This window comes from uncultured Photobacterium sp. (assembly GCF_947502415.1).
GTDB lineage: Bacteria > Pseudomonadota > Gammaproteobacteria > Enterobacterales > Vibrionaceae > Photobacterium.
The window spans coordinates 40,268-52,696 of record NZ_CANMZV010000018.1; the positions used below are offsets into that span (position 1 = coordinate 40,268).

At 43.3% G+C, this 12,429-nt stretch carries 11 protein-coding genes; 3 read left to right on the forward strand and 8 right to left on the reverse strand.

Annotation, left to right across the window (positions count from 1 at the left end):
- Nucleotides 1-6: 6 nt before the first annotated feature.
- Nucleotides 7-384 carry a spore gernimation protein gene (locus tag Q0852_RS17335; protein WP_299020052.1) on the reverse strand — a complete coding sequence of 126 codons (378 nt, stop codon included), beginning with the start codon at nt 382-384 and terminating at the stop codon, nt 7-9.
- Nucleotides 385-700: 316 nt separating this feature from the next.
- Here Q0852_RS17335 and Q0852_RS17340 point away from each other — a divergent pair, with 316 nt between their 5' ends.
- On the forward strand, nt 701-2,215 hold the full coding sequence (locus Q0852_RS17340; RefSeq protein WP_299020053.1) for a multiheme c-type cytochrome: 1,515 nt from the start codon (nt 701-703) through the stop codon (nt 2,213-2,215).
- A gap of 60 nt (nt 2,216-2,275) precedes the next feature.
- On the opposite strand, the gene Q0852_RS17345 is transcribed toward Q0852_RS17340, so the two are convergent.
- The 6 genes from Q0852_RS17345 to Q0852_RS17370 all read right to left on the reverse strand — a co-directional run bounded on the left by Q0852_RS17345 (nt 2,276) and on the right by Q0852_RS17370 (nt 9,014).
- A complete protein-coding gene (locus tag Q0852_RS17345) occupies nt 2,276-3,784 on the reverse strand; it encodes a peptide MFS transporter (RefSeq protein WP_299020055.1) in 1,509 nt (502 codons plus the stop codon).
- 262 nt (nt 3,785-4,046) lie between these two features.
- Complete coding sequence (locus Q0852_RS17350) at nt 4,047-5,555, reverse strand: peptide MFS transporter (protein ID WP_299020057.1); 1,509 nt, start codon at nt 5,553-5,555, stop codon at nt 4,047-4,049.
- Nucleotides 5,556-5,823: 268 nt separating this feature from the next.
- The gene (locus Q0852_RS17355) at nt 5,824-6,852 is read right to left on the reverse strand and encodes an alpha/beta hydrolase (RefSeq protein ID WP_299020059.1); all 1,029 of its coding nucleotides are present in this window, start codon (nt 6,850-6,852) and stop codon (nt 5,824-5,826) included.
- 242 nt (nt 6,853-7,094) lie between these two features.
- On the reverse strand, nt 7,095-7,505 hold the full coding sequence (gene rnk, locus Q0852_RS17360) for a nucleoside diphosphate kinase regulator (protein WP_299020061.1): 411 nt from the start codon (nt 7,503-7,505) through the stop codon (nt 7,095-7,097).
- 212 nt (nt 7,506-7,717) lie between these two features.
- On the reverse strand, nt 7,718-7,942 hold the full coding sequence (locus tag Q0852_RS17365; protein ID WP_299020063.1) for an alternative ribosome-rescue factor A: 225 nt from the start codon (nt 7,940-7,942) through the stop codon (nt 7,718-7,720).
- Between the two features lie 181 nt (nt 7,943-8,123).
- Nucleotides 8,124-9,014 (reverse strand): LysR family transcriptional regulator, encoded by an 891-nt coding sequence (locus tag Q0852_RS17370; protein WP_299020065.1) that lies wholly within the window; start codon nt 9,012-9,014, stop codon nt 8,124-8,126.
- Nucleotides 9,015-9,255: 241 nt separating this feature from the next.
- On the opposite strand from Q0852_RS17370, the gene Q0852_RS17375 reads away from it, so the two are divergent.
- Nucleotides 9,256-9,870 carry a trimeric intracellular cation channel family protein gene (locus Q0852_RS17375; protein WP_299020067.1) on the forward strand — a complete coding sequence of 205 codons (615 nt, stop codon included), beginning with the start codon at nt 9,256-9,258 and terminating at the stop codon, nt 9,868-9,870.
- A 209-nt stretch (nt 9,871-10,079) separates the two neighbouring features.
- Complete coding sequence (locus tag Q0852_RS17380) at nt 10,080-11,567, forward strand: oligopeptide:H+ symporter (protein ID WP_299020069.1); 1,488 nt, start codon at nt 10,080-10,082, stop codon at nt 11,565-11,567.
- 137 nt (nt 11,568-11,704) lie between these two features.
- Here Q0852_RS17380 and Q0852_RS17385 read toward each other — a convergent pair whose 3' ends face one another.
- A complete protein-coding gene (locus Q0852_RS17385; protein WP_299020071.1) occupies nt 11,705-12,403 on the reverse strand; it encodes an ABC transporter ATP-binding protein in 699 nt (232 codons plus the stop codon).
- Nucleotides 12,404-12,429: the final 26 nt, after the last annotated feature.

Consider the following 12,429-nt stretch of genomic DNA (forward strand, 5'->3'; position numbering starts at 1 on the left):
ACCGATTCAATTACGGTAATAATCCACAACTTGCACTTTTGATGGTTCCACGTTGCCCGGCACATCCAAGCTAAAGCTATTCTCACCTTTCATTGTTACCGATGAAGATAGCTCACCAGCAACGCTCACTCCTTCGATTTTGCTAAAACGCCGGGATATGTCGTAATGCATATTTACCGTAACACTCGCTTCTTTGTTTGCGGCAAGTTCAAACTGGCAAATACCTGTCGGACAATACACATCCACTTGGCCTGGTTCACTCACAACAATCTTTTCAACGTTTTTCACCGGGGTTGCTGTCAGTTGAAACTCCTCACCGCAACCTGGTAGTAACATCAGAACAGCACCGACCAGCAATATCTTATTGCTCAGTATTCGCAACACAAGCAGTCTCCTTTTTAATACAGCGAGTTCAATACAGCAAATAGCAGACAATTCCGAGCTCAAGCCCTCTATGCGCTAACTTCTAAACAGAATCCCCTTCTTTTGGCTTAACCAAGGAACCATAGCAAGCATCTTGTTTTTAGAAGGTTTTTTCTGTTAACTCTTGCTAAAAGTAGAATTCTATTAACTGGTTTTACCAAAAATTTCGCTCGTATATTTCATAAACGCGACAATTACCGCGACCAATCCCATCTACAATCTTTTGACTTATAAATTAGACATTGACGTAACACTAACTAGTTCAACGGATAAGTCTATGAACAATAATATCTCAACGGCTAGATTTACCATCCCATCGGAACTTAGCCGTCACTTTAAGTCATCATTACTCTACAGAACATTCACTATTACTTTCACAATAGCGATTATCAGTCTGGCAACAATCATGACACCTGATGTTCATGCAAACGCAAACAATGAGAAATGGCTCAAACCGCATAAACTCTTAAACAAGGAGCAAATTGAAAAACAACTACCTTTCTATCCATCCAGAGCATCCACTAATGGGCACAAACTAACCCCCGATATGTTCGAAGATTCCAAAATCTGTCAAGGTTGCCATAACGAAATCTACCAACAGTGGGAACGCTCCGTTATGGCAAATTCATGGGAAGACCCGATCTACAGAGCGTTATACAAACGAGCAAGTGCCGCAACAGATGGTAAAGTCGACAATTTCTGTGCCGCCTGCCATAGCCCTATAGGCATGACCAGCATGAATGCCAACGCCAGTTCATTCGACACAGATAAGCATATCCCCGGCGTTAATTGCGAAGTGTGCCATAACATTGTCGGTATTGCCGGCAGTGATAACGGTGCCTATATCCTGTCTCCGAACAAAGACAAACACGTTAAGCTCGGCCCGCGAACCGATGCCAACTCCCCTTACCACAAAACCGAATATTCTGATCTGCATACCAAATCTGAGTTCTGTTCGGTCTGCCATAATGTCTCGCATCCCTTCAACAGTACACCAATTGAGCGCACTTATGATGAATGGCAAGAAAGTGCTTACAACGAGAAAGGGATCCATTGCCAGGATTGCCACATGACTCCCGGCCCTGGTCGAAATATAAATCCGGGTAAATCGGCTGTTATGGGTAAAGAACGTAAGCACATTTACTCCCATGAATTTACCGGCGGTAATTCCACCCTTCATCAATACTTCGATGATCCGGACAGTGCTGAACTTGCGCGAGAAATGCTTCGCTCTGCTGCCACAATGGAGTTTATTGAGCTCCCCGAAACCCTTGTAGCCGGAGAATTAGCAACAATCAAAATCAAGGTTGCGAACGTTGGAGCCGGACACAAATTACCTACGGGCTTCCCCGAAGGAAGGGAGATCTGGATTGACTTTAAGGTTAACTCAACTGAACAAACGCCAATCTACCGTTCCGGCGCAATTGTTGACGGCCATACCGAAAAAGGAACCCAGAGTTTTAAAGTCACGCTGGGAGATGCCAACGGTAATGTGGTTGATCTCAATGTATGGGAGGTCGACAGAATACTTTCGGATACCCGGATCCTGCCAAACGGCTATTCAATCGTTGTTTACACCTTCTTGGTGCCTGAAGATATCTCTGGAAATGTAACTCTGGATGCAACCTTGAACTATTGGCCGTTCTCGCAAAAACTGGTTGATGAACTTCTTGGAGCAGGAAAAATGACTGTCGATATAGTCAACATGACTTCAACCAAAGTCAAACTACCAGTTTCGGAAGAAAAAGCGGACAAGGCATTAGCCATGAAGAGATTGCAACAAAATCAGTAGCAAAAAATGTTCACTTATGTACAAAAAATGGAAAGCGCCAGCCTGGCTGGCGCTTGTTATTTAGTGGGTGGCAGCTACATCCTGACCAGATTCCAGCTCCTCCAGCTCCTCGCCTTTGCGGATAAGCTTGGCGATAACCTTAGACAGCATGAGCGTAACAACAGCCATTACAACAGCTAGCATGGCTAGATTGTAGAAGTAACTGGCATAGACACCTTCGATGATTTCCGGTGTTAGCACCTGATCTTTCGGCAAAGCAATTTTAGTTGAAATTACCGCAGCCAAAATGCCACTGAGTGATAACGCCACAGAACGCAAGCCAATAGCAAACGCTGACAGATAACGTGGCACCATTTCGAAAATGAAACCTGCACCCAATGCACCGACAATCAATTCAGCCAGTGACTGGAAGAAGTGAACCCACAAAATCCAATCTGCTGCAATTTTACCGTCTTCGCCTACAAAGCTGGTTGAAAGGCCAAGCAAACCAAATGCAACAGCACTGAAAACAAAAGCCGCAGCAAATTTAGTCGGAATAGATGGAGAGAAACCTTTTCTCTCAAGCCATCCGTAGACATAAATCACTGGAGCACCAAGGATGAAACACCATAATGGGTTAAATGCCGCATTCGATTCTGGTCGAATAGGAATGAATCCCATGATCTGATCACCCATCAGATTAATGGCGTAGATGTTCATAGAAGTGAGCATCTGGCCATAGTAGAAATAGAAAGTGATCAAAATGAAAATGGTAATAAGAACGCCGCACATCTTATATTTGTATGCTGCGGTAGCGCGTGTTATTTCAAAGATGAAATACATAATTGCGCAAGCGCCCAGTGCATACAGCAGGTACTTACCGGCATCCAGGTTAGAGAATACCCAGTAAACCATTCCAAGCATCACGACAGAACCGGCGACAAAACATGCCCAGGTTTTCATGCTGACAGCTCGGCGGTCAATCTCATTACCGACAGCAACAAAGTACTTATGAAAGACGACAAACAGAACCAAGGTAATCGACATCAATCCTGATGCAATATAGAAGTTACCCTGGTAAGCCAGATAAGCAACCATAAACGGGAACAGGTATTTAGACGAAAACGAACCCAGATTATTGATCGAATAGTTAACGGTCAAACCCTGCTGGAATGAATCCCTGTTGGTTTCAGAATAAGAGTTACCAAGTAACACTGTCGGACTCGTGGCCGACAAGCCGCGGGCATAGCCGATCAACGCAATCGCAAAAATACTTAATGGGACGTTCAGGCTGCTTGCACCAAGACCAAGCAAGAAGAAGCCTATGGTATAGATGGTGTAGCCAATGTATACCGCCCTGAAAGAGCCGATATAACGGTCAGCAACAAAACCACCGACAGCAGAAAAAACAGGACCAACAGCCCCGAATGCCCCCATCATCATGATGGTATCAGCTTCGCTGTAATTTAACTCAAACAGGAAGAACTTGGTAAGCAGGACATATGTCCCATAAAAGGCCGCTCCCCACAGGAACTGCCTTAGGATTAAAATCCTAGCTATAAACGGAAATCTAGCGTTTGCGTCTTGCATATCATGCTCCTTCAATATAATGCATGGCAAAAACTAGCATACGGAAAATTACCATTTTATGATCAATGATAAGTTATTGAACAAATAGCATATTGAGAGAAAACTTTTTTACAAAGATGAGATCTTGATATTAAACCGATCTCACCTAAACCATTCCAACAACAAATTAATGCCATATTCTCAATAGGAATCATGCATTTAATAACAAAAAACGGTTTAGCCAAAAATATGGCTAAACCGCTTAAAAAGTAAAATTATAATATTACTGTTCAGCAACAGTATTCTGCGTAACCGCCTCTTTTTCGAGTTCTTCGCCCTTACGGATCAACTTAGCAATAACCTTAGATAACATCAGCGTAGCAACTGCCATCACTACCGCCAATGCCGCCAGACCATAGAAGTAGTTTGCGTACACCCCTTCGATAATTTCAGGTGTCATTACCTGATCTTTTGGCAAGGCAATTCTGGTGGAAATCACCGCTGCAAGAATACCACTGAGAGAAAGCGCTACGGAACGTAAGCCAATTGCGAATGCTGACAAGTAACGCGGCACCATTTCAAAAATAAAACCAGCACCAAGAGCCCCCACAATCAGCTCAGCCAGTGACTGGAAGAAGTTCACCCATAAAATCCAATCTCCGGCAATCTTACCGTCTTCTCCGACAAAACTGGTAGACAGGCCAAGTAGTCCGAATGCTACCGCACTGAACACAAATGCCGCAGCAAATTTAGTCGGAATTGAAGAGGAGTAACCATTACGCTCAAGCCAGCCATAAACAAAGATTACCGGAGCACCCAGAATGAAACACCATAGCGGGTTAAATGCGGCATTGGATTCAGGACGGATAGGAATAAAGCCGAAGATCTGATCCCCCATCAGATTAATCGCATAAATGTTCATTGAGGTCATCATCTGACCATAATAGAAATAGAAAGAGATCATAATGAAAATCATGATCAATACACTGCACATCTTATATTTATATGCTGCAGTCGCGCGGGTTGTTTCGAAAATGAAGTACAAAATCGCACCAACACCTAGGGCGTATAACAGGTATTTACCTGCATCCAAATTCGAAAATACCCAATAAACTAGCCCCAGCATGACAGCCGAACCTGCAACAAAGCATGCCCATGTCTTCAGGCTTACTTCCTGACGGTCAATGTCATTACCGACTTCAACAAAGCGTTTACGGAAAAGGACAAACAGAACAAGGGTAATAGACATCAAGCCAGAAGCAATATAGAAATTCCCTTGATAGGCAAGAAAAGCCACCATGAATGGGAATAGGTACTGGGATGAAAATGAACCAAGGTTGTTAATTGAGTAGTTAACCGTCAAACCTTGCTGGAAAGAATCCCGGTTCGTTTCTGAGTAAGAGTTACCCAAAAGAACTGTCGGGCTTGTCGCAGACAAACCTCGGGCATAACCAATCAAGGCAATAGAAAAAATACTGAGCGAAACATTCAGGGTACTTGCACCAAAACCCAACAAAAAGAAGCCGATAGTATAGGTGGTATAACCAATATATACCGCACGAAATGAACCGATATACCGGTCCGCAACAAAGCCCCCGACAGCCGAAAATACAGGGCCCACAGCACCGAATGCACCCATCATCATGATGGTATCGGCTTCACTATAATTTAGCTCGAATAAAAAGAACTTAGTTAATAATACATAGGTTCCGTAAAAAGCGGCTCCCCACAGGAACTGCCTTAGGATTAACACCCTGGCCGTTAACGGAAATCTAGCGTTTGCGTCTTGCATACCACACTCCTTCAAAATTATGCAGCACAAAAGCTATCACGATGTAAAATTTTATTTTATGACCGATGTTGAATTATCACACCAATAGCATATGAAGAGTTAAGTTTTTTGCTGTTTTGAGAACCAGATGTTAAACACGCCGCACTAACGAAATAAATAATTACTTGATTTACATATATATTATTCAGTTTGGTATACCCGAAACAAAAAAATGGCTTGACCATAACTCAGGACAAGCCATCTTTTATTCATCTCAATTATCTCGGTATTATAGTGTTGTCTCAGTACCTTTACATTCAACAAGACACTGATTGTGATATAACCGCGCAAGCAATAAATTAAAGTGTTCTATCCGCCTGCTATCTGTGGATCTTATATAGCCTTCTTGCTGTAAGGTCTGGATCAATTTAACCGGTATTACACCGGCCTCACCCACAATTTCTACATGCCCGGCATGAATTTCAACAGTCTTTGCTGTCGCACCGCTTGCTATCGGCGACAATCTTTGTTCCTCTAGCGAAAACACATAGTCATCTTCAAGGCACTGACCTTGTTCATTGAATTTCCGGCAGCTATCTCTTTCATCAGTCACAATTTGCAAATAACGGCCTACCGAAGAGTCCAGCGCCCCCGGTTGCCGGATGAAATCTGATGCGTAGGTAATTTCATGCCACTTGTCGCCACTAACCAGCCAACAAGCTAAATCATGTAATCCAAGCGTTGCAAAGCGAATCACCGGGTTGGCACAGTATCGTGCCGCATCAACACCAGCCAGTGGTGCTGAAACAGTTACAAGATCCAGTTGAGCACTGGTTTCGATTGACGCTTCCCGCTCAGACACCAGCGCCTTGCGGGCAATCAGACCTCCCTGACTATGCCCCATAACCGTAATTTGCGATGACGCTGATTCCTTGCTCAATTGCTCTAACGCTCGAGCCAGCTTATGCGAACTTGTCATCAAACTGTCCCGATCATCGTAACTGAAACAAACACTCTGCTGTCCATGAAAAGCAAGTACATCGGCAAGGGATCGAAAGCGTCCTGCAGAACTGAAACAACCATGTACTAATACGGTCACCGGATATTGCGAGTTAATCTTTATTTTTCTATCTGCTCCGTCATTACACGGCCCCAGCCCTTCAATATTTAATTCAATATCAGAAGGCGGAAGCTGCGAATAGATATTTTCTGATTCATTTGGTATTTGTAGTGGCGAAATAGAACACCCTACCTGACAAAGCAAGCTCAAGATTCCTGCGGCAAAAAGAAACTTGTATTTTAGCTGTTCCCAAATCATAGACGATTCCATCCGTCAAAATAACTAATTGCATATCCTGATTCTATAAACAAATAGTGCAATCTAAAGCATTTAAATGCTGTGACTAGCCCTGAAATTTGACTCTATAAGGCGATGAGTTAAGACTTTCTTAACCACGACATTCATTTCATCGCATTCCAGCAGCTAAACACAAATACATCTTCAGATAAAAAAACAGCATCGAGAGTATCGATGCTGTTTTTAATAAAGAAATATTGATGCTATAGATGATAATCGCCAGCCCGCTCAGGCTGGTATATCACGTCAAGAATTTTTACTTTCAACGAATTACCATTCGGACTCGGCCACTCAATTTCATCGCCAATGGATAAACCAAGCAATGCACTTCCTACCGGCGCAAGTACTGATATTTTATCACCTGATTCATCCATGTCTTTCGGGTAAACAAGCGTTAAACAGCATTCCTCTTTAGAAGACGACAGAGCAAAGCGTACCGTTGCGTTCATTGTCACTACATTCGGTGGAATCTCTTCGCTACCGACCACATCGGCTCGATCTAATTCATCTTCCAACCTTTGCTTAGTTACCACTGAATCAGGAACGGTTTCCAGCAAAGCTTCTAATCGCATCTCATCTCTTTCCGAAACGATGATTTTAGGTTTAATATTCACAATTCACTCGACCATTCTGAAAAATAGCAGACACTTTCTGCAAAAAGATCAGTTTAGATTCAATAAGATATTAAGTCGGTGATAGCCATCACAGGTTGATAACACAGTAAGACATTGAAAATAAAGGTTTTTATTGATAATAGTGCTGATAAGGAAGGCCTGTAACGTAATTCTATGCCGAAATTTAAAGCCCTATTCAATAACACTTAATATTAAGCTGCCATTGAATAGGACTCTCGTCCTGCATGTTTCCCCTTACGTTGAAAACTTCCCTTCCCCTTCTTCGCTTTAACTACCCGAGTAGAAAACATCTTACTGGTCACTACCGCTTTTAATGCATTATCTCGAATTGTTCCGCGACCATGCTCTGTTTCTATAAGCTGGTTAGTTTGATCTACAACTAGCTCAAGCTTAGTCTGCTTTCGTTTCTTAGCCATAAAGGCCTCCTGCTTAAAATAATAAGGACAAACAGCATCTGGCCTACTTGCCATCGACTAAAAGTCTGTCAGGCAGCATAATATATCATTTCTGCTCGCTGGCAAACCTGATGCTATTTTCCCTTTATATATTCTTGCCCACTTCAGCAGCAAGAATATATCAGATTTGTCTTTAAACAATTTACTCATGGCACTGCTGTTTTAGCCAACGACCCAGTTTGATTATATCTTCTTGTTTTACCCTCGTGGCTTTATAGGTAAAGTAAAAACTATCTCCTGTTTGCAGTTCATGCATAGGGATACGTACAAAGTTATTCTGACGCTCCTGAGTTGTCATCAAATAGTCATTAATCAGGCAGATCCCTTGATCATAGCGTGCCGCTTCAGCCGCAAGTAACACATGGCTAAAATGACTGGCCCTAATGTGGCCTGGCAATTCAAATCCACCCTGCTGGCACCAACTCTTCCAATCCTGTGCATGGCCTTCTTCCGAAGAATACTGTACCGATAGCAGCGGATGCTGCCACAAGGCCTCAGGAAATGGCTTATCTTTAAGCTCACGCCACAATTTGTTGCCACAAACAGGATACAACCGCTCAGAATATAGAAATTCACTGACATAATTTTTTTCCGGCGGTTTCACTGTAATAAAACAGTCGGCAACCGCATCCGTACACTCAGGTTCATCGGCAACCATATTCAATGTTAAATCAATTTCCGGATATGTTTGGTGCAGATCATCAAGCCTCGGGATCAACCATTTAACAGCCAATGAGCTATATAAAGCTAACCGAATTTGCCCTGATTTCCCCTCCCGGATCTGCTCACTGGCTTTCGACAAATTAGTCAGCGACTGACTAACATCTTCAAAATACTGCGCCCCGACATCAGTCAGCGACAATAAGCGTCCCTGGCGGTTAAACAAAATTTCCCCCAGATACTCTTCCAACAATTTCACCTGATGGCTAACAGCACTCTGAGTAACATGTAAATGTTCAGCCGCTTTGGAAAAGCTTCCCAAACGTGCTACAGCTTCAAAGCATTGCAGCGCGCGCAAAGGTGGTAGTTTCATTATAAACACAGCTCATACTAAAGTAATTTTTATCATTATACATAATGGTTACTCATAACGTATGTTAGCGATTATCAACTGACAGGCGATCAGCTACAGCTTATGAATTACAAAGCTAAGCAAATATCAGGAACACCAGACAGATAATTAATTGTGTGACACGCAAGAATGAAGCGGACTTATAACAATGTAATGATGAAGGCATCAAAAATAGTTGTTATAAATCTTAATGAGGGTGGATATGTTCGTTTATATCCTTGAAATGTTATGCATTGTGGCATTTGCGCTGAGTGGAGTAATAGCAGAATCGAACCGGGGTAAAGACATAATCAGTATTATGTTGCTTGGCTGGGTAACCGCTTTAGGTGGCGGTACACTTCGTGACATCATCATTAATACTGATCAAGTCTTCTGGATCCGCGATCAAACCTATTTCTGGGTTGCCTTGGGAAGCGCCTGCGGTGGCTTTTTCCTGATTTTACAAATTCGAAAAACCAAAGTCGAAAAACTGGTGATCCTGTTCGACACAATTGGCGTCTCCCTGTTCTCGATTCTGGTAACGTCGAATCTATATTCTGCTGGCTATGCCGCTTATGTCGCCATTTTTATGGGCGTGATCACGGCAGTATTTGGCGGAGTGATCAGAGATATTATCGTTAACCGGCCAACCATGTTTAACAACACAGAGCTCTACGCAACCCCGGTGATCCTTGGCAGCTGTTTATATATTTTGATGATTAAGGTTGGCGTTGTTACTAACATCGCCTCACCGTTATGTATGGCGCTAATTGTCATCATGAGGCTTTATGTCGTCATCAAAAAGATCGAGTTTCCAACATTTCTGCTGATGAAATAATGCGTATTCATTGCGCTATTTCATTCACTCAAAATAAGTAGTCTGAACGCGATTCCTTACTCAGAGATCTATTTCTACCTGAACCTCTCAGGCTATGAGACATATATCACATGTAACATCTTGAAATGATCGATGATATCACTTTATTTAGTGTTAAATAGAGTTTTAATCACCACACAAACCCAATATTCGCAGAGAATAACACCAGCATGAATAACAAGGTAAGCATTTTCGATCAACCAAAACCATTTAAGATGATCTTCTTCATCGAACTATGGGAGCGTTTTGGTTATTACGGACTGCAAGGTATCCTCGCAGTATTCTTCGTACAACAACTTGGATTCAGCCAACAAGATTCATTTGTAACCTTTGGTGCGTTTGCTGCACTGGTATACGGACTCGTATCTGTTGGTGGTTATGTCGGTGACCATATCCTGGGTACTAAGCGAACTATGATCTTCGGTGCCATCGTATTGGCTATCGGCTACTTCATGATGGGCTTTTCGATCCTTCATCCGAATTTCATCTTCTTCGCCCTGGGTGCTATCGCTGTTGGTAATGGTCTATTCAAAGCCAACCCATCAAGCCTGTTGGCAAAATGTTATGAAGAAGGCGACAATCGCCTGGATGGTGCTTTCACCCTTTACTACATGTCAATCAACATCGGTTCACTGGTTTCACTATCACTAAGCCCTGTGATTGCAGAAAGCTTCGGTTACGCAACAGCTTTCGTTATTTGTGGCCTTGGCCTTATTGCCAGCCTGTTGAGCTATGTCATGTTCCGCAAAACTGTTCAGGGTATTGGTTCTGAACCCGATGCCAAACCAATGAAAATGTCTCATCTTGGCATGGTCATGGGCGGTACTCTGATTTCTACCCTAATCTGCGCATGGCTACTTCAAAACGTCTTCATGGCAAACCTGGTGCTAGGACTAATTGGTATTGGTGTTGTCACTATTTTCATGAAAGAAACCTTTAAGGCAACGGGTGCTGCACGTAAAAAAATGATTGTTGCATTCGTGCTGATGATTCAAGCAATTGTGTTCTACGTGCTTTATGCGCAAATGCCAACGTCTCTTAACTTCTTTGCTATCTATAACGTTCGCACCGAACTGTTTGGCTTCAATATCAACCCGGTAAGCCTGCAGGCGCTGAATCCATTCTGGGTCGTGCTATGTAGCCCTATCCTGGCTTACATGTACACATATTACGGAAGCCGTGGCCGCGATTTATCTATGCCTGGTAAGTTCACCGTAGGTATGTTCATGTGTGCCTTTGGATTCTTGTCAATTGCTGCCGCAGGCATGATGTTTGCCGATAGTACCGGTATGGTTTCTGTGTGGTGGATGGTACTGGTTTATCTATTCCAAAGCTTAGGTGAATTACTTATCAGCGGCCTTGGCCTGGCGATGATTGCCAGCCTGGTTCCTCAACGTCTGATGGGCTTTACCATGGGAGCATGGTTCCTGACTCAAGCGGCATCTTTCATTATCGGTGGTTATGTTGCATCGTTCAGTGCCGTTCCGGAAAACGTAACGGATCCACTAAAAACACTGCCTCTTTACACTGAAGTATTCCAGAACATCGGCTTGGTTACTTTAGGCGTTGCTATCGTTATGGCAATTGCAGCACCTATGCTAAACCGTATGATGACAGCTGATGACGGTGTTGCAGAAGGCCACGTTGCTCAACACTAATGCACTTGCATTAAATCAGCGTACTGACGCAAGATGTTAAAAAAAGATAAGAAAAGCCCCGGCAATGGGAATACCATTCCGGGGCCTTTATCTGAAACTTCTTTATTTAACCCTTCAGCTTATTAATCCAACCTGCCCTACTGCACCAGCTGCTCATCACTAACCACCTGACCATCTTTAATATTGATTATCCGATGTGTACGTTTTGCCAATGCGACATCATGAGTAACAACAATCAACGTCCGGCCCTCCTGGTGTAGTTGTTTAAACAAAGCTTCAATTTCAGCGCCGGATCGTGAATCCAGTGCACCAGTTGGTTCATCTGCCAAAATAATCTGAGGATCGTTGACCAGTGCCCGGGCAATGGCCACTCGTTGCTTTTGCCCGCCGGATAACTGATTCGGTTTATGGCCCATACGATCCCCCAGCCCGACACGTTCCAGCAAATCCGCTGCTTTCTCTCGCCTCTCTTTGGCTTTTATGCCCCGGTAGACCAAAGGCAATGCCACGTTGTCCAGCGCACTGGCATATTCCAGCAGATTAAACCCCTGAAAAACGAAGCCGATGTTTCGGTTACGAATCATAGCCAGTTGCTTACTGCTCAACACTGACACATCTTCACTATCCAGTTTGTAATCACCGGATGTGGGCTTATCGAGACAGCCTAAAACATTCATCAGGGTAGATTTACCTGAGCCTGACGGCCCAAGTATTGAAAGATATTCACCACGATTTATATCTAACGACACTTGATCCAACGCGCGAACCGTTTCCTCACCACTCTGGTAATGCTTACTAATATTTCGAAGTTGTACTAATGAGGTCGATGTCGACATGCTTGTCCTACTTGTTTTATTCCTGT

Bases quoted from the DNA above. Each gene is read 5' to 3' on its own strand.
- Q0852_RS17340 (WP_299020053.1), top strand. From the start codon at position 701: ATGAACAATAATATCTCAACGGCTAGATTTACCATCCCATCGGAACTT.
- Q0852_RS17345 (WP_299020055.1), bottom strand. From the start codon at position 3,784: ATGCAAGACGCAAACGCTAGATTTCCGTTTATAGCTAGGATTTTAATC.
- Q0852_RS17350 (WP_299020057.1), bottom strand. From the start codon at position 5,555: ATGCAAGACGCAAACGCTAGATTTCCGTTAACGGCCAGGGTGTTAATC.
- Q0852_RS17355 (WP_299020059.1), bottom strand. From the start codon at position 6,852: ATGATTTGGGAACAGCTAAAATACAAGTTTCTTTTTGCCGCAGGAATC.
- Q0852_RS17365 (WP_299020063.1), bottom strand. From the start codon at position 7,942: ATGGCTAAGAAACGAAAGCAGACTAAGCTTGAGCTAGTTGTAGATCAA.
- Q0852_RS17370 (WP_299020065.1), bottom strand. From the start codon at position 9,014: ATGAAACTACCACCTTTGCGCGCGCTGCAATGCTTTGAAGCTGTAGCA.
- Q0852_RS17375 (WP_299020067.1), top strand. From the start codon at position 9,256: ATGTTCGTTTATATCCTTGAAATGTTATGCATTGTGGCATTTGCGCTG.
- Q0852_RS17380 (WP_299020069.1), top strand. From the start codon at position 10,080: ATGAATAACAAGGTAAGCATTTTCGATCAACCAAAACCATTTAAGATG.
- Q0852_RS17385 (WP_299020071.1), bottom strand. From the start codon at position 12,403: ATGTCGACATCGACCTCATTAGTACAACTTCGAAATATTAGTAAGCAT.